Source organism: Streptomyces sp. GL_140, assembly GCF_057834465.1.
This window is the reverse complement of sequence record NZ_CM174404.1, coordinates 7,105,775-7,121,943: the sequence shown is the minus strand read 5'-3', so window position 1 is coordinate 7,121,943 and position 16,169 is coordinate 7,105,775. Positions and strand designations below refer to the sequence as shown.

Annotated in this window: 15 protein-coding genes; 4 read left to right on the top strand and 11 right to left on the bottom strand. The window is 70.9% G+C overall.

Annotated features, from left to right (window positions below):
• The first annotated feature begins 8 nt into the window (after positions 1 to 8).
• Complete coding sequence (locus tag AC3IYJ_RS33140) at positions 9 to 1,646, top strand: ABC-F family ATP-binding cassette domain-containing protein (RefSeq protein ID WP_489398184.1); 1,638 nt, start codon at positions 9 to 11, stop codon at positions 1,644 to 1,646.
• Positions 1,647 to 1,662: 16 nt separating this feature from the next.
• Here the strand turns inward: AC3IYJ_RS33140 and AC3IYJ_RS33135 are convergent, their stop codons facing one another.
• From AC3IYJ_RS33135 to AC3IYJ_RS33110, 6 genes are all read right to left on the bottom strand, one after another.
• The gene (locus tag AC3IYJ_RS33135) at positions 1,663 to 2,250 is read right to left on the bottom strand and encodes a hypothetical protein (protein WP_489398183.1); all 588 of its coding nucleotides are present in this window, start codon (positions 2,248 to 2,250) and stop codon (positions 1,663 to 1,665) included.
• A 143-nt stretch (positions 2,251 to 2,393) separates the two neighbouring features.
• Positions 2,394 to 3,179 (bottom strand): SDR family NAD(P)-dependent oxidoreductase, encoded by a 786-nt coding sequence (locus AC3IYJ_RS33130; protein WP_489398182.1) that lies wholly within the window; start codon positions 3,177 to 3,179, stop codon positions 2,394 to 2,396.
• A gap of 81 nt (positions 3,180 to 3,260) precedes the next feature.
• Positions 3,261 to 4,442: an MAB_1171c family putative transporter gene (locus AC3IYJ_RS33125; protein ID WP_489398181.1), complete on the bottom strand. Its 1,182-nt coding sequence runs from the start codon at positions 4,440 to 4,442 to the stop codon at positions 3,261 to 3,263.
• Positions 4,432 to 4,980 carry a hypothetical protein gene (locus tag AC3IYJ_RS33120; protein ID WP_489398180.1) on the bottom strand — a complete coding sequence of 183 codons (549 nt, stop codon included), beginning with the start codon at positions 4,978 to 4,980 and terminating at the stop codon, positions 4,432 to 4,434. The genes AC3IYJ_RS33125 and AC3IYJ_RS33120 overlap by 11 nt, the downstream gene beginning before the upstream one ends.
• 251 nt (positions 4,981 to 5,231) lie before the next feature.
• On the bottom strand, positions 5,232 to 7,721 hold the full coding sequence (locus tag AC3IYJ_RS33115) for a Tex family protein (RefSeq protein ID WP_489398179.1): 2,490 nt from the start codon (positions 7,719 to 7,721) through the stop codon (positions 5,232 to 5,234).
• A 135-nt stretch (positions 7,722 to 7,856) separates the two neighbouring features.
• Entirely contained in the window at positions 7,857 to 8,720 is an 864-nt protein-coding gene (locus AC3IYJ_RS33110; protein WP_489398178.1) for an SCO6745 family protein, read from the bottom strand.
• A gap of 226 nt (positions 8,721 to 8,946) precedes the next feature.
• Here AC3IYJ_RS33110 and AC3IYJ_RS33105 point away from each other — a divergent pair, with 226 nt between their 5' ends.
• Positions 8,947 to 10,497: a M1 family metallopeptidase gene (locus tag AC3IYJ_RS33105; protein WP_489398177.1), complete on the top strand. Its 1,551-nt coding sequence runs from the start codon at positions 8,947 to 8,949 to the stop codon at positions 10,495 to 10,497.
• A 34-nt stretch (positions 10,498 to 10,531) separates the two neighbouring features.
• Here the strand turns inward: AC3IYJ_RS33105 and AC3IYJ_RS33100 are convergent, their stop codons facing one another.
• Positions 10,532 to 11,416, bottom strand: coding sequence for an oxygenase MpaB family protein (locus tag AC3IYJ_RS33100; RefSeq protein WP_489398176.1), 885 nt, complete (start codon positions 11,414 to 11,416; stop codon positions 10,532 to 10,534).
• Positions 11,417 to 11,547: 131 nt separating this feature from the next.
• Between AC3IYJ_RS33100 and AC3IYJ_RS33095 the strand changes: the two genes are divergently transcribed.
• Together AC3IYJ_RS33095 and sph are read left to right on the top strand one after the other, a co-directional pair.
• Positions 11,548 to 11,778 (top strand): hypothetical protein, encoded by a 231-nt coding sequence (locus AC3IYJ_RS33095; protein ID WP_489398175.1) that lies wholly within the window; start codon positions 11,548 to 11,550, stop codon positions 11,776 to 11,778.
• A gap of 145 nt (positions 11,779 to 11,923) precedes the next feature.
• Positions 11,924 to 12,913: a sphingomyelin phosphodiesterase gene (gene sph, locus AC3IYJ_RS33090; RefSeq protein ID WP_489398174.1), complete on the top strand. Its 990-nt coding sequence runs from the start codon at positions 11,924 to 11,926 to the stop codon at positions 12,911 to 12,913.
• Positions 12,914 to 13,079: 166 nt separating this feature from the next.
• On the opposite strand, the gene AC3IYJ_RS33085 is transcribed toward sph, so the two are convergent.
• From AC3IYJ_RS33085 to AC3IYJ_RS33070, 4 genes are all read right to left on the bottom strand, one after another.
• Positions 13,080 to 13,205 carry an RICIN domain-containing protein gene (locus AC3IYJ_RS33085; RefSeq protein ID WP_489398173.1) on the bottom strand — a complete coding sequence of 42 codons (126 nt, stop codon included), beginning with the start codon at positions 13,203 to 13,205 and terminating at the stop codon, positions 13,080 to 13,082.
• A gap of 9 nt (positions 13,206 to 13,214) precedes the next feature.
• Positions 13,215 to 13,343: a hypothetical protein gene (locus AC3IYJ_RS33080; protein WP_489398172.1), complete on the bottom strand. Its 129-nt coding sequence runs from the start codon at positions 13,341 to 13,343 to the stop codon at positions 13,215 to 13,217.
• Positions 13,344 to 13,491: 148 nt separating this feature from the next.
• Positions 13,492 to 14,283 (bottom strand): alpha/beta fold hydrolase, encoded by a 792-nt coding sequence (locus AC3IYJ_RS33075; protein ID WP_489398171.1) that lies wholly within the window; start codon positions 14,281 to 14,283, stop codon positions 13,492 to 13,494.
• Between the two features lie 218 nt (positions 14,284 to 14,501).
• Complete coding sequence (locus AC3IYJ_RS33070) at positions 14,502 to 16,160, bottom strand: bifunctional aspartate transaminase/aspartate 4-decarboxylase (RefSeq protein ID WP_489398170.1); 1,659 nt, start codon at positions 16,158 to 16,160, stop codon at positions 14,502 to 14,504.
• Positions 16,161 to 16,169: the final 9 nt, after the last annotated feature.

The following is a 16,169-nucleotide window of genomic DNA, read 5'->3' as shown; positions in this document are numbered from 1 at the left end:
GGCAGATCATGACTGCAACCCTCGTCGCCAAGAAGCTCACCGCCGCGCACGGTGAGCGCACGCTCTTCGCCGATCTCGACCTCGTCGTCGCCCCCGGCGACGTCATCGGCCTCGTCGGCGTCAACGGCGCCGGGAAGTCGACCCTGCTGCGGATGCTGGCGGGTCTGGACGCTCCCGAGACCGGTGAGCTGCGGCTCTCCCCGCCGGGCGCCGCCGTGGGGCACCTGCCCCAGGAGCCCGAGCGGCGCTCCGGCGAGTCGGTGCGCGAGTTCCTGGCCCGGCGGACCGGCGTGGCCTCCGCCCAGGCCGAGCTCGACGCGGCGACGCAGGGCCTCGTGGACGGGACGCCGGGCTCGGACGACGCGTACGCGGACGCCCTCGACCGGTGGCTGAACCTCGGCGGCGCCGACCTCGACGAGCGGGCCCTGCAGGTGGCCGACGAGCTCGGGCTGTCCGTCGGCCTCGACCTGCCGATGGCCGCGCTGTCCGGCGGCCAGGCCGCCCGCGCCGGGCTCGCCTCGCTCCTGCTGTCCCGCTACGACGTCTTCCTGCTCGACGAGCCCACCAACGACCTCGACCTCGACGGCCTGGAGCGCCTCGAGCAGTTCGTGAAGGGGCTGCGCGCCGGCACCGTCGTCATCAGCCACGACCGCGAGTTCCTCACGCGCACCGTCACCAAGGTCCTCGAACTGGACCTGGCGCAGCAGCAGATCAACCTCTACGGCGGCGGCTACGACGCCTACCTGGAGGAGCGCGAGCGGGCCCGCAACCACGCCCGCGAGGAGTACGACGAGTACTCCGACAAGCGCTCCGCCCTGGAGGACCGGGCCACGATGCAGCGCGGCTGGATGGACAAGGGCGTCAAGAACGCCAAGCGCAAGTCCACCGACAACGACAAGTCCGCCAGGAAGTTCAGCGCCGACGCGAGCGAGAAGCAGGCCTCCAAGGCCCGCCAGACGCAGCGCGCGATCGAGCGCCTCGAGGTGGTCGACGAGCCGCGCAAGGAGTGGGAGCTGCGCATGGAGATCGCGGCGGCGCCGCGCTCCGGCTCGGTGGTGGCCACCCTGCGCGAAGCGGCCGTCCAGCGCGGGGACTTCACGTTCGGACCGGCAAGCCTCCAGATCGACTGGGCGGACCGGGTCGCGATCACGGGCGCCAACGGGGCCGGGAAGTCGACGCTGCTGGCCGTGCTCCTCGGGCGCCTGGCCCCGGACTCCGGCTCCGCCACGCTCGGCTCGGGCGTACTGGTCGGCGAAGTCGACCAGGCCCGCGGCCTGTTCCTCGGCGAGGAATCGCTGCTGGACGCCTTCTGCGCGGCCGTGCCCGACACCGAACCGGCCGAAGTGCGCACCCTGCTGGCCAAGTTCGGCCTGAAGGCCGCGCACGTGACCCGTCCGGCGGCCACCCTCTCCCCCGGCGAGCGCACCCGCGCCGCCCTGGCCCTGCTGCAGGGCCGCGGGGTGAACCTGCTGGTGCTGGACGAGCCCACGAACCACCTCGACCTTCCGGCGATCGAGCAGCTTGAGTCCGCTCTGGAGGCCTACGAGGGCACCCTGCTGCTGGTCACCCACGACCGCCGGATGCTCGACGCGGTCCACGTGACCCGGCGCCTCGAAGTCGTGGGCGGCAAGGTCACCGAGCTCTGACAGCGGCCGGGGCCCGCTACTTGATGTCGATGTGCATGTTGAAGCGCACTCCGTCGATCCGCACCAGCAGGTTGCCCTGCACCTTGCGCTTGGCGAGGGTCCCGCCCACCGACCCCTTGCCCAGCGCGGCCTTGTCCTCGGGGTCGTGGCTCACGAAGTCCGTGAAGATCCCCCCGACCGCGAGGGCCGCGGCCTCGTCCCACTCGCCCCGCAGTTCCCCGAACACGTCCTCGTCCATGGGACTGCCGCCCAGCCCGAGGTTCACGCGCTCGCCGCCCTCGTACGCCTTGGCGCACTGCACCAGGATGTTCACGACGAGGCTGTCCTTGAGGCTGCCGTCGTACTTCACGGCCGTGAGCAGATTGCTCGCGTCCCCCGCGAGCGTGGCCTTGCGCCGCGCCAGCGCCACCGCCTTGCGCATGTCGTCGAGGTCGGTGTCGATCGTCTTGAAGGCCTCCTTGTAGCCCAGCTTCTTGTCCTGGGCGATCCGGATCGTGGCCGCCCACTGGGACGGGCTGATCCACTCGTGATCGAAGTTGATCGTCTTGCAGTACGCCTTCAGTTCGGTCTTGGCGTCCTCGGCGTTCTCCGCGTACCCGGGCATACGTCCCCCTCGGTCGTTTTTCCGGCGGGGTCCAACCTCCCACGCGACATGCCCGCCGTCACCCGGTTCGACCCATTCCGTTCTCCCGGGACGCCCGGGGCCCGAGTGACGCGCCCCGCACCGCGGCCGGTGCCCCCTCGGGACTAGGACGTCTCCGTCGCGTCCGCCGGCGGGCGGCGCTTGCGGGCCATTTTGCGGGCCACGAAGGTGCGCGGGAGGTGACGCACGGCCAGGGCGTAGGCCTGGTAGCGCAGGCCGGTGATGCTCACCGGGCGGCGCAGGGCCAGGTCCTTCAGGGCGCGGGCCACCACGTCGCCCGGCTCCAGCCAGACCGCGTCGCGCAGGGCGCTGACGTCGGCCCCGGCGCGCTGCTGGAACTCGGTCCGGGTGAAGCCGGGGACCACCGCGAGCACGCGCACCCCGTAGGGCTCCATGTCCACGCGCAGCGACTCGCTGAAGGCGGTGACCCAGGCCTTCGCGGCTCCGTAGGTCCCGGTCGGCAGGAGTCCGGCGACCGAGGAGACGTTGAGGACCGCGCCGCGGCGGCGTTCGCGCAGGCCCGGGAGGAGGGCGTGGGTGAGCCGGAGCGGGACCTTGACCAGCAGGTCGAGCATCCGCTCCTCGTCCTCGACCGGGTTGTACGGGAAGGGCGCGGGGAGGCCGAAGCCCGCGTTGTTGACCAGGATGTCGACGGGCCGGGCCCGGTCGGCGAGCCGGTCGGCCACGGCGGCCAGCTCCTCGGGGTCGAGCAGGTCTGCGGGCAACACCTGGCATACGACGCCGAATTCGCGGCCCAGCTCGGCGGCGACGACTTCGAGACGGACCTTGTCACGGGCCACGAGGACGAGGTCGCAGCCCTTGGCGGCGAAGCCGCGGGCGAAGGCCGCGCCGAGTCCGGCGCTGGCCCCTGTGATCAGTACGGTGCTCAAGAGACTTTCACTTCCTGGCGGTTGTGCTTGCGGGGCGGGTGCGGTGTTCCGTTGAGAGGCCGTTGGCCGTCCTGCGGCGCCTCAGGGGGCGAAGGAGGCCGTGGCGGGTGAGGCGTAGGCCCGCGCGACGTCCACGAGGAAGCGGGCCTCGTCGTCCAGGCGGTCCCCGTCCTCGGAGGTCTGGAGGGCCTCGGGGAGTTCCAGCAGGTCGGCCTCGCCGCGCTGTTGCGGGATCCCGGCCAGCTTCGCCTGCCGCGCCTCCTTGAGTACGCAGGCCAGCGCGGCCGCGGGGCGACCCGGTTCGGGGACACCGTTCCCGGCCACGTGGCCGCGGGCGAGCTCCGGCACGCCCGGAGCCACGTACTCCCCCAGGATCAGGATGGCGTCGCGGGTCTCGATGACCTTGCGGTAGACGAGCAGGTTGCGCGGGACCGGGGGCCACAGCAGTTCCAGTACCCGCCCGGCACGCGGCTTGTTCAGGGCGACGTGCGGGACGGCGTGGACCAGGTCGCGCCAGAGCGGCCAGAGCCGCCAGGCGGTGGCGATGTCGGCGGCGGTGCCGCGGAGGGTGAACAGCGTGGGCACCAGGATCGCGGCGGCGCGCAGCAGGCCGTGCACGTTCATCAGCAGCGGGTTGGCGGGCATCGCCCAGGTGGCGCCGAACAGTGCCTTGAGGAGGTACACGAACCAGAACACCCCGGCGAGCGCGGTGCCCAGACCGAAAAGCCGCAGCCCGACGGCCAGTCCGCGGCTCTCGGCGCGGCGGCTGTAGCGCAAGCAGACCGATACGCAGACGGTGTTGGCGAGCAGGTGCGCGGACATCAGCACCAGCCAGTAGGCGAGGGAGGGCACCGGGGCGCCGACCGGAGGGATGGTGTGGGTGCCGTGCGGCGGTGCGGCCCCGTCGAGGACGACGAGTGCGGCCAGCCAGACCACGGTGCCGACGCCGGAGGCGATCTGGAGCCGGCGGCCCCGGGTCGCGGCGGCCACGAAGTAGAGCACGGCGCCCGCCGACAGAACGCCGATGAGGTTGCGGACCAGCCCGATGGTGTGGGCGTAGCCCGGGTCGCGGCTCATGGCGTAGGCCACTACGTCGGGGAGGTTCAGTGTCATCGCCGCGGCGGCGGTGGCGACGGCGAGCCACAGGCCGCGCTGGTGCGGTGCGCGCAACGCTCCGGGGGCGCGCAGCAGGACCGCCGCCCAGAGGCAGACGACGCTGGGGACGGCGAGCGCGTCGCCGAAGGCGGTGAGATCAGATGCCATGGCGGCCGCGCCCCCGCCTCTGGCGCTCGTAACCCATCGCGGACTCCAGCCTGGCCAGGGTGGACCGGGCCTCGTCGGCGTGGCCGTGGTGCGGTCCGGGGTTCGCCGTGCGGATGCGGATCATGCTGGCGAGCATCTCCGCCTCCCGCTCCTGGCGGGTGGTGTAGTTGGTGCGCCCGAGCAGGACGGGGCCGCGCACTTCTTCCTCGTCGGCCCCGGCGGTCCCTCCGCTCTCCCCCGCGTCCAGCGAGTTGTGCCCGAAGAGGATGTGGCCGATCTCGTGGAGCACGATGTGCTCCTGGTGCAGCGGGGTGGTCTGGGCCTCGTAGAAGACGTAGTCGACGCTGGCGGTGCCGACCCACAGTCCGCACACCCCCGACTCGGCCGCTTCCCTGGGCAGCGGGTGGAGCCGGATGGGCCGGCCCCGCTGCTCTGCTATCCGGTCGCACAACGCGTCGAGGGAGAAGGGGTGCGTCAGCTCAAGACGGCCGAGAATCGCCTCGCACCGTTTACGCAGACTCGGTTGCGGGTGGCGCATGTGTTCCCTCTTCGGACCCTTTCTCGGGCAGCGTCGGTAGGCGTGCGTGGGCAGGGGCATGACGTCCTTTGCCTTCAATCGCCCTCGGGAGTGCGGCCCTGAGGGGAAACACGGTAGCCCGTCCGCCAAAAGACGAACGGGCGTTCCGTCATGCCTACAGATCTTGCAAGGAAGTTGGCAAGGTATGTCCGTATGTGACGCGCCTATTCGGCCAGTACGTCACCCACTGCCACGAACACACCTGACGCCTCCTAGCGCTTGCGGCCGCCGCCCTTGCCGTCGGGGCCGGTGAGACCGGCGCGGCGCAGCGCGTCGGCCATGGCGCTGTTGGAGGGGGCCGGGGCGCCGCCGCCCTGGCCTGCCTGACGCTGACCGCCGCCCTGGCGCTGGCCCCGGCCGCCGTCGCGGGAGCCGCCCTGGCCACCGCCCTGGCCGCCCTGACCGCTCTGGCCGCCGCCCTGGCCGCCCGCCGCGCCGCGCTGCTGCGGCGGTCGGCCGCCGCCGCGCCGTTCGCCGCGTTCGCCGCGCTCCTCGCGCTGCTTCGGCGCCCCGGGGGCGCCGCGCTCGGACTCGTCCTCCAGCCTCAGCGTCAGCGAGATCCGCTTGCGCGGGATGTCCACGTCCATGACTTTCACGCGGACGATGTCGCCCGGCTTGACCACGTCCCGCGGGTCCTTGACGAAGTTCTTCGACAGCGCCGAGACGTGCGCCAGGCCGTCCTGGTGGACGCCGATGTCGATGAAGGCCCCGAAGGCGGCCACGTTGGTGACGACGCCCTCCAGGATCATCCCGGGGGCCAGGTCGCCGATCTTCTCGACGCCGTCCTTGAAGGTGGCCGTCTTGAACGCGGGTCGCGGGTCCCGGCCCGGCTTCTCCAGCTCGCGCAGGATGTCGTTGACCGTCGGCAGGCCGAAGGCCTCGGTGACGAACTGCTCCGGCCGCAGCGAGCGCAGCACCCCGCTGTTGCCGATCAGGGCCGCCACCTCGCTGCCCGCCGTCTTGCCCATGGAGCGGACCACCGGGTACGCCTCCGGGTGCACGCTGGAGGCGTCCAGCGGGTCGTCCCCGTCGCGGATCCGCAGGAAGCCCGCGCACTGCTCGTACGCCTTGGGGCCGAGCCGGGCCACGCCCTTGAGCCCCTTGCGGTTGCGGAAGGGGCCGTTGGCGTCGCGGTGCGCCACGATGTTCTCGGCGAGTCCGCCGCTGATCCCCGACACCCGCGAAAGCAGCGGTGCGGAGGCGGTGTTGACGTCCACGCCGACGCCGTTCACACAGTCTTCGACGACCGCGTCGAGCGAGCGCGAGAGCTTCACCTCGGACAGGTCGTGCTGGTACTGGCCGACGCCGATCGACTTCGGGTCGATCTTGACCAGTTCGGCGAGCGGGTCCTGGAGGCGTCGGGCGATGGAGACCGCGCCGCGCAAGGACACGTCCATGCCGGGGAGTTCCTGCGAGGCGAAGGCGGAAGCCGAGTACACGGAGGCGCCGGCCTCCGAGACCATCACCTTGGTGAGCTTCAACTCGGGGTGAAGGGTGATCAGTTCACCGGCGAGCTTGTCGGTCTCGCGGGAGGCCGTGCCGTTGCCGATGGCGATCAGCTCGACCGCGTGCGCCTTGGCGAGACGGGCCAGTTTGGCGAGCGCGTCGTCCCACTTGTTGGCCGGTACGTGCGGGTAGATCACCTCCGTGGCGACGACCTTGCCGGTGGCGTCCACCACGGCGACCTTCACGCCGGTCCTGAAGCCCGGGTCGAGGCCGAGCGTGGCACGGGTGCCGGCGGGGGCGGCGAGCAGCAGGTCGCGCAGGTTGGACGCGAAGACCCGTACGGCCTCGTCCTCGGCGGCGGCGCGCAGCCGCGTCCGCAGGTCGATGCCGAGGTGCACCTGGATCTTCGTGCGCCAGGCCCAGCGGACGGTGTCGGCGAGCCACTTGTCGCCGGGCCGGCCGCGGTCGTTGATCCCGAAGCGGCGCGCGACCATCCCCTCGTAGGTGGACGGGCCGGGGACCTCGCTCGGCTCCTCCGGCTCCAGCGTGAGGTCGAGGACGTCCTCCTTCTCGCCGCGCAGCATGGCCAGCACGCGGTGTGAGGGCAGCGCCGTGAAGGGCTCGGTGAAGTCGAAGTAGTCGGCGAACTTGGCGCCGGCCTCCTCCTTGCCCTCGCGGACCTTCGCGGCGAGCCGGCCGCGGCCCCACATGCGCTCGCGCAGTTCGCCGATGAGGTCGGCGTCCTCGCCGAACTTCTCGGTGAGCAGGGAGCGGGCGCCTTCCAGGGCGGCCGCCGGGTCGGCGACGCCCTTGTCCGCGTCCACGAACGCGGCCGCCGCGGCGAGCGGATCCACCGAGGGGTCCGCGAGCAGGCCCTCGGCGAGCGGCTCCAGGCCGGCCTCGCGGGCGATCTGCGCCTTGGTGCGCCGCTTGGGCTTGAAGGGGAGGTAGATGTCCTCCAGCCGGGCCTTGGTGTCGGCCGCGTTGATCCGGGCCTCCAGATCGGCGTCGAGCTTACCCTGCTCCCGTACGGAGTCGAGGATCGCGGCGCGCCGGTCCTCCAGGTCGCGCAGGTAGCGCAGCCGCTCCTCGAGGGTGCGCAGCTGGGCGTCGTCGAGCATCTCGGTCGCTTCCTTGCGGTAGCGCGCGATGAACGGCACGGTGGAGCCGCCGTCGAGCAGCTCGACGGCGGACTTGACCTGCCGCTCCCGTACGCCGAGCTCCTCGGCGATCCTGCCTTCGATGGACATGGTCACTGTGCGGTCCCGCCTGCCTTCGTACGTGTGCGTGGTGCGCGCTGTCTGTTGCGTGCTGCGTCGGAAGGCTGCCAATTGTGGCAGGTGGCGGGGGCGGACGCCGGGATCCGGGTCCGTCCCGGGCGCTGCGCTGTCTCAGGCCTTGCCGAAGAGGTCCCCGGGGAAGGCTCCGGCGGCTACGGCCTTCTTGGTGAAGCCGCCGCCGATCTCGGCGAGCCGGGCGAGTCCGGCCGCGCCGAGGTGCTCGTACGGGGCCGCGTCGAGGCGGTCGGTCTCCAGCTCCAGCGCTTCGCGCACCTCCTGGCCCCGGGCGGTGAGCTCCCCGCCCGCGTCGAGGATGCCGCGCTCGCGCAGCCGGTCGGTGGCGGCGTCCAGGTCGGACTGGTCCCAGCCTCGGATGGACTTGAGGTACTTGGGGGTCATGCCGCGGCCGGTGGCGGTGTGGCTGATCAGGGCCTCGACCGGGTCCAGGTCCGCGACGAGCAGGGCGACGAGGTGGCCGTCGCCGCGGTGCTCGCGCAGGAGGGTGGTGGCGTGCCACAGCTTGAGGTGCGGCTCTTCCGGTACGGGGAGGTCTGCGTGGGCGGAGTAGAGGGTGCGTGCGTGCCTCGTACAGCCCTCGGTCGCGCGCATCGCCAGCTCGGCGGCCTCGGCGAGCTCGGCGGAGCCCACGGCCTCGTCGCCGAGGAGCCGGCGCAGCGTGGCGTCGACGGCCCGCAGCCGGGCGGCCAGGACCTCCTCGGGGGTGGCGGTGTCCCAGACGGCGGGCAGGTGCCGGGCGATCAGGTCGTGGCGGTAGTTGTAGAAGGTGGAGGTCACCGTCCCGGCGGCCACGGCGCCCATCGCGGCGGAGCGGGAGGCGAGGTTGACGGCGACGCGGTCGGTGATTCCGAGGGCCTCGAACTCCTTGCCGAGGTCCGGCGAGAAGTAGACGGTGGCGTGCAGCGGGTTGATAGCTCCGTGCCAGGCGTGACGGGCGGCGCGCGGGGGAAGAGTCATGCTCCGCAGGTTACCGACTGCTTAGTACGCCGGAAAAGAGCGGCGCCCGGCCAAACCGCCCGCCTGACGTAGAACCGGGCCCACGCCCGGAACGGGTACGGTCCGCCGCACGCGCTGTGACGGCCGAATGGCGATCGTGTGACAGCAGGGGCCATGGACATGACGCAGGGCCGCGGGCGTGAATACGGTCGAACGGAAGCCACTCCCCTACCCATTGGAGTCCCAGGTGCACCGCAAAGTCATCGCTCCGAGCGTGCTCGCCGCTTCCCTTCTGCTGGTGATCCCGGCGTCGGCTGCGAGTTCCGGTCCGGGCGCCCCGGGTATCGGTGATCCCTACTACCCGGCCAGCGGCAACGGCGGTTACGACGTCTCCCACTACGACCTGCGCCTGCAGTACCAGCCCAAGACCGACCTGCTGGAGGGCACCGCGACCCTCCTGACCACCGCCAAGCAGGACCTGTCCCGCTTCAACCTCGACTTCGGCCTCGACGTCAGCGAGATCCGGGTCAACGGGGTCAAGGCGAAGTTCACCAAGTCCGGTACCCAGGAGCTGGAAGTCACCCCGGCCGTCGCGCTCCAGCAGGGCCGCCAGGCGACCGTGGTCGTCAAGTACGCGGGCAAGCCCTCGGAGTTCAAGGTCGACGGCTGGTCGGCCTGGCAGCGCACCCCCGACGGCGGCATCGCCGCGCAGGAGCCCGACTCGGCGATCTGGTGGTTCCCGAGCAACGACCACCCGCTCGACAAGGCCACCTTCGACATCTCGGTCAACGTGCCCGACGGCACCCAGGCCATCAGCAACGGCGTGCTGCAGTCGCAGAGTTCGAAGCTCGGCTGGACCCGGTACAACTGGCGCTCGAACAAGCCGCAGGCCACGTACCTCGCGACCCTGGCCATCGGCAAGTTCGACATCACCACCGACAAGACGGCGAGCGGCCTGCCGATCCTCAACGCGTACAGCAAGGACCTCGGCGACAACGCGGGCGCGGCGCGCGCGAGCGTGGAGCGGACCGGCGAGGTCGCGGAGTGGCTGGAGGGGATCTTCGGCCCGTACCCCTTCAACGCCCTCGGCGGCTACGTCCCGAACGTGCCCTCCGGCTTCGCGCTGGAGACGCAGACCCGGCCGTTCTACAGCCCCCGGCAGTTCGCGAACGGCGCGAACGTCTCGGTGGTCGTCCACGAGCTCGCCCACCAGTGGTACGGCGACAGCGTGTCCGTCGACAACTGGAAGGACATCTGGATCAACGAGGGCTTCGCCCGCTACAGCCAGTGGCTGTGGTCGGAGAAGGAGGGTGAGGGCACGGCCCAGGAGCTCGCCGACTGGGCGTACCAACTGCGCCCGGCGGAGGACCCGTTCTGGCAGGTGAAGCCGGGCGACCCGGGTGCGGAGAACCAGTTCCACGGGGCGGTGTACGACCGCGGGGCGATCGCCATCCAGGCGCTGCGCAACCAGATCGGCGACGAGAAGTTCTTCCAGATCCTCAAGGGCTGGCCGACCGAGCACGCCTACGGGAACGCCAAGGTCGGCGACTTCGTCCGCTACGCCGAGAAGATCTCGGGCAAGCCGCTGGCCCAGCTCTTCGAGACCTGGCTCTACACCCCGGGCAAGCCGGCCTTCGCCCCGCCGACGGCCCCTGCGGCCAAGTCCTCCGAGGCCAAGTCCCCCGGCGCCCGGTCCTTCCGGTCCCCGGCCAAGCCGGCCGCCGAGCCGAAGTCCTGGAAGAAGATCGAGGCGACGAACTCCGTCCACGACACGAACGACGCCCACGACGCCCACTGACGACGGGCCCTACGGGGCTGCGCGCCGGCGCCCCTCAGCGGGCGTCGGCGCGCCGGTGCGCGGCGCGGGCCGCGCGGGCTATCGGCAGGTACCGCAGCCGCTCCGGCAGCAGGGGTACGAGGGTGCGCGCGGCCAGGCTGAACAGGCGCAGCCGGCGCTCCTGCGACGGGGTCCATTTCAGGCCGATGGCGGCGCGGGCCTCGGGCGGCATGTAGCCGACGGTGACGAAGGCCCGGAAGTGCAGGAACGCGGGCCGGAGCACCGGCCAGGCGAGGCGCAGCAGGAGCCGGACCGGCAGCGTGCCGCCCTCGGGGCGGGGCAGCGGGGTGTCGGTGGCGACGAGTTCGAGGGCGACCTTGGTGGGCTCGATCTCCTCGGCCAGCATCCGGCGGTAGTAGGGCCAGTACTCCTCGATGGTCTGCGGCATGTCCCGGTCGTGGAGGCCGAGGATGCGGCCGACCTGGAGCCATTCGCGGTAGAGGAGGCGCTCCTGCGCGGGGGTGAAGCGGCGCAGCAGGTAGCGCCCGGCGTAGAGGTAGATCGGGAAGCCGGTGGCGTGCACCCAGGCGTAGCAGGCGGGGTCCAGTGAGTGGTAGCGCCGCCCCCGGGTGTCGGTGCCCTGGATCTCCTTGTGCAGCCGGCGGACCCGGCGCCCTTCGGCGACGGCGTCCGCTCCACCGTAAACCCACAGCTGGACGGAGCGCAGGGAACGCTCGCCGCGGCCCCAGGGGTCGGTGCGGAAGACGGAGTACTGGTCGACTCCGGCCCCGATCGCGGGGTGCGCGACCTGCATGGTGAAGGCGGCGGGGAGCATGAGCAGCGCCCGGACGTCACCGGCGATGGTCCAGAGCACTCCTCCGGGCGGCGGGGGCTCAGGGTCGCTGCGGCTCACGTCCGCCGGACGCCTGGTCGTGGTCATGGGCATGCCCCCAGATATCGGTCTCCGTGCGTCCAGTATCCCGCGAGCCGGCACCTTCTCCCGGTCAGGTGATCGAATCACCCGCTCTCCGGGACTTCCCGCGCGGGGAGGTGGCACTGCATCCTTCGGCCATGAATCTCGACCCGTTCATCCTGGTGGACCTCTTCGCGCGGAGCCTGCTGTGGGCGATGGGCATCACGCTGGCGGTGTTCGCGTTCCTGGCCGCGCTGGCGTACCTGCTCGCGTACGCCCCGCTGCGCCGCCGCCGTCACCTCGAGGCGGCCACCCGCACCCGGCTCGCGGCCTTCAGTTGGGCGGACCCGGAGGACGAGGACCACGGCGGTGAATCCGAGGGGTACTGAGCCGGTACGGGAGGGGTCCGCGGCCCCGCGCCCCCGCGATGTTCCTGGCCCGACAGAAAGTCGTGTCACGGGTGTTACCCAGAGGTAACCGCGGCTGCTTGGATGGCGGAGCCGATCTTCCCCCACAGGAACGAGGGAAACTTCCATGCCGTACAGACACCCCCGCAAGGTCCGCGCCGCCGCCGCGGTCGTCGCCGCGATCGCCGCGGGAGCGCTCGCCGTGACCACGGCTCCGGCAGCCACCGCCGCGGAGAGCTCCGCCGCGCCGCGGCTCAGTGTTCTGACGTACAACACGTTCCTGATGAGCACGAACTTGTACCCGAACTGGGGCCAGGGCATCCGTGCCAAGGAGATCCCCAGGGCCTCGTTCTTCCAGGGCCACGACGTGGTCGTGCTCCAGGAGGCCTTCGACAACGGCGCCTCCGACGCGCTGAAGTCCAACGCCTCCCCGCAGTACCCGTACCAGACCCCCGTGGTGGGCCGCAGCAAGAGCGGCTGGGACGCTACGGGCGGCGCGTACTCCTCCACCACCCCGGAGGACGGCGGGGTCACGATCCTCAGCAAGTGGCCGATCCTGCGCAAGGAGCAGGTCGTCTACAAGGACGCCTGCGGCTCCGACTGGTACTCCAACAAGGGCTTCGCCTACGTGGTGCTGAACGTGAACGGCACCAAGGTCCACGTGGTCGGCACGCACGCCCAGTCCACCGACACGGGCTGCAAGGCGGGAGAGGCGGCGGACGACCGCGCCCGCCAGTTCCGCAACATCGACGCGTTCCTCGACGCCAAGAACATCCCGGCGGACGAACAGGTCATCGTGGCGGGCGACATGAACGTCGACTCGCGAAGCCCGGAGTACGCCTCCATGCTGGCCAATGCCGACCTGGCGCCCTCCGACACCCGCACGGGGCACCCGTACTCCTTCGACACCGCGCTGAACTCGATAGCGAACTACCGCTACCCGACCGACCCGCGCGAGGACCTGGACTACGTCCTCTACCGCAAGGGCAACGCCCGCCCGGCGAACTGGGACAACAACGTGGTCAAGGAGCAGTCGGCGCCCTGGACGGTCTCCAGCTGGGGCACCTCCTACACCTACACCAACCTCTCCGACCACTACCCGCTGATCGGTCACTGAGCCCCGTAACCAGGCTCCCTGGCCGCCCGGTTGCGGACGGCCACCCATCGCCTGACGGCAGGACGCCTCCTTCCGGCCCCACGGGGTCGGAAGGAGGCGTTTTCGTGCGTCGGGCCCGCGGTCAGGCCGCGGGGGCTTCGCCCCCGCTTCCCCCCTGCGCGGTCAGCTAGGACACCCGCTGCTGGTTGGCGCCACTGTGGCAGTCCCACTGCCGCACCGGTGCACCCGCGTCGGTGCGGCAGTCCGCGACCTCCATGCACTTCTTGCTGGCCTGGTTGTGGTCCAGGCACATGCCGCTGCCCTAGTTCGTCATGACGAAGGTGGCGGATTCCAAGGCCGACGCCGAGGCGAGCGGGGTCAGGACGGTGATCCCGACGGCGGTGAGCAGTGCCAGGAGGATTCGGTAGGGGGACGTTCCGGCTATGCGCATGTCTGCCTTCCTGCGATACGGCAGCCGGTCGGGATGATGCGATCTCGCGTGGTCCGCCGCAGGCTAGTGGCGATGATCATCTTGCCATGCACCATTCAAACCCCGGACGTGTCGCACGGACGCCGGGGAACGCGTCCACGGGCCGGGTTCAGATGCCGGCGAGGAATTCCCGAATGGCGCTCGCACTGCCGGCCGGGTCGCCCTGGAGGACGAAGTGGTCGGCGTCCAGGGCGCGGTAGGTCGTTCCGGGGCGGCGGTCGGCCATGTCGAGGGCCTGCCGGGTGGGCAGTGCCTGGCTGCGGAGGCCGTGGATCAGGAGTGCGGGGCAGTCGGTGGCCAGCCAGTGCTTCCAGTGGTCACCGTGGACGAGGTTCTCGGAGTCGACGGTGTCCCGCGGGTGGAACGGCAGCCGCCAGCCGGACCCGTCGGGCAGCCGACGCAGCGCCGGGGCGATGACAGGGGCCAGGGGGCCGCAGGCGGCGAGGAGGTCCTCACGGGTAGCGGCGGTGTAGGGGAAGTTGAGCACGAAGGCGAGCGGGCTGGCGCCGTGGTCGGGGAGATCCACGGGACCGTCGACGTTGATGAACGCCTCGACCAGCGCGGGGTGTTCGGCAGCCAGGTGGTAGCCATTGATCCCGCCGAGGGAGTGGCCCAGGACAACGGTCCTGTCGATGCCGAGGTGGCTCAGGAGGGCTACGAGGTCGGCGAGGTAGCCGGCGCGGGTGTAGTCCGCGGCGCGGTCGGAGTCGCCGTGGCCGCGCTGGTCGGGAGCGATCACCCGCCAGTCGGGGCCGAGGGCCGCGGCAAGCTCCGTGAAGGACGAGCCCTCGGACAGGTGGCCGTGCAGAGCGAGGAGCGGGCGGCCGGTTCCACCGAAGTCCAGGTAGGACAGGACGCGGCCGTCGATGGTCAGGGCGGCGCGGGCGGGCTGGATGGGCATCGGATGTTCCCCTCGATCGGTCCGGTTGACGTGATCGCAACTATACAAACGTATATGACGATTGTTCAAGACGGTTGTATGAATCGAATGTCCGTCAACGCCGATGAGGCTTCCCCGTCCCGTTCGGCTGCCATCCAGCCCGCCCCGGAACACCTTCTGAAACACCAGAGAGTGCCCGCCGCGGTCCGGCGGGCACCCTCGGTACGGGGCGGGGCCCCTCAGCCTGAGGCCCTGGAGCGCTGCCACTCGCTCGCGTAGTCCTGGAAGATCTCCCGCAGGTGGTGGCCGATCTTCAGGTAGTCCAGGTCGTCGAGGTTGGCCAGTGAGACGCGGACGGACCACTGGGGGCCGTCGAAGCCGCCGCCGTTGAGGAGGACCACCGAGGTCTGCTCCGCCAGGCGGAACAGCGGGTCGACCGGCTCGTAGTTCTTCTCCAGGAAGTCGGCGAAGTCCTTGCCGTGGACCCGCTCGGCCTCGGCCAGCAGGTCGAGTTCGATGTAGTACCCGGCCCGCTTGTCGTCCTCGGAGATCTTCATTTGGGCGCCTTCGAGGAGGAGGTCGAGGCGCCGGTGGACGATCTGGCGGATGTGCTCCTTGTAGGCCTGGCCCTCGTCCAGCATGTCGAAGAGCGAGAAGAGCGTCATCATCGTCTGCTGCGGCAGCGAGAGGCCGGCCGTGTGGTTGAGGGCCACCGAGCGGGAGTCCGCGACGAGCCGGTCGATGAAGCGGATCTTCTCCGGCTCCAGGGTGAGGGTGCCGTAGCGCTTGGCGAGTCGGTCCTTCTGCTCCCGGGGGAGGGCGGCGATCATCTCGTCGATGACGTTGTCGTCGTGCAGGCCGATGACGCCGAGGCGCCACCCGGTGCAGCCGTAGTGCTTGGAGTACGAGTACACCAGGAGGGTGTTGCGGGGGAGGTCGGCGGCGATGGAGCGGAAGCCCGGTACGAAGGTGCCGTAGACGTCGTCCGTGACGATGAGGAGGTTGGGGTTGCTGGTGGCGACGATGTCCTTGATCTGGTTCGCCACCCGGTCGCTCAGGGCGAGCGAGGGCGGGTTGCTCGGGTTGACCAGGCAGACGAGCTTCACCGAGGGGTCGGCGAGCTTGGCGACCTCCTCCTCGGGGTAGCGCCACTGCCGTACCCCGGTCTCGGCAAAGAGGCTCGCGGAGACGTTGACCACCTCGAACTCGAAGGTGTCCAGTTCGGGGATCTCGATGTACGGGGTGAACACCGGGGTCATCAGGGCGATCTTGTCGCCCTTCTTCAGGACCCCGTTCTTCATCAGGGAGTCGAAGATGTAGCACATGGCGGCGGTGCCGCCCTCGGTCGCGAACAGCGACAGGTTGTTGCCCTCGGGCGGCCGCTTGTCGAACATCTCGTCGGCCACGTAGCCGCGTACGATCTGCTCCGCGTGCTTCAGCATCCGGTCCGGGACCGGGTAGTTGTCGCCGGTGATGGAGTCGGTCAGCTCGTGCACGAAGGCGTCCTTGTCGAACGGCCAGCGCGCCAGGGCGTACTGGACGCACGCGGAGAGCATCTCCACGCCCGGCAGGTCCGGGTGACGGCGGGCCCAGGAGTCGAACCGCTCCCCGATGCCCTGCTTCTCCGGCATCCCGCCCAGGTTGTCGGCGGTCCAGACGCGCCGGGACTCCTCCAGCGCGAAGTAGCCGAGCGCGTAAAAGGCCTCGCGCGGCCCGGTGGCGATCCAGTTCGGGTTGCCGCGGCCCGCGTTGAGCATGGCGCGCGCGGTGGTGTCCTTCTGGCCGGGCTTGTCGGCCTGGGCGGCGGTGGCGAGCTGGATGAACTTGTCCTTCAGCTCGAACGGGCTGAGCTGCGCGAAGGACTGGATCTCCTCGCGGCTGAAGCTGGTCTCCGGCACGGTGGTTCG

Bases quoted from the DNA above. Each gene is read 5' to 3' on its own strand.
- AC3IYJ_RS33140 (WP_489398184.1), top strand. From the start codon at position 9: ATGACTGCAACCCTCGTCGCCAAGAAGCTCACCGCCGCGCACGGTGAG.
- AC3IYJ_RS33135 (WP_489398183.1), bottom strand. From the start codon at position 2,250: ATGCCCGGGTACGCGGAGAACGCCGAGGACGCCAAGACCGAACTGAAG.
- AC3IYJ_RS33125 (WP_489398181.1), bottom strand. From the start codon at position 4,442: ATGGCATCTGATCTCACCGCCTTCGGCGACGCGCTCGCCGTCCCCAGC.
- AC3IYJ_RS33120 (WP_489398180.1), bottom strand. From the start codon at position 4,980: ATGCGCCACCCGCAACCGAGTCTGCGTAAACGGTGCGAGGCGATTCTC.
- AC3IYJ_RS33110 (WP_489398178.1), bottom strand. From the start codon at position 8,720: ATGACTCTTCCCCCGCGCGCCGCCCGTCACGCCTGGCACGGAGCTATC.
- AC3IYJ_RS33100 (WP_489398176.1), bottom strand. From the start codon at position 11,416: ATGACCACGACCAGGCGTCCGGCGGACGTGAGCCGCAGCGACCCTGAG.
- AC3IYJ_RS33095 (WP_489398175.1), top strand. From the start codon at position 11,548: ATGAATCTCGACCCGTTCATCCTGGTGGACCTCTTCGCGCGGAGCCTG.
- sph (WP_489398174.1), top strand. From the start codon at position 11,924: ATGCCGTACAGACACCCCCGCAAGGTCCGCGCCGCCGCCGCGGTCGTC.
- AC3IYJ_RS33085 (WP_489398173.1), bottom strand. From the start codon at position 13,205: ATGTGCCTGGACCACAACCAGGCCAGCAAGAAGTGCATGGAGGTCGCG.
- AC3IYJ_RS33080 (WP_489398172.1), bottom strand. From the start codon at position 13,343: ATGCGCATAGCCGGAACGTCCCCCTACCGAATCCTCCTGGCACTGCTC.
- AC3IYJ_RS33075 (WP_489398171.1), bottom strand. From the start codon at position 14,283: ATGCCCATCCAGCCCGCCCGCGCCGCCCTGACCATCGACGGCCGCGTC.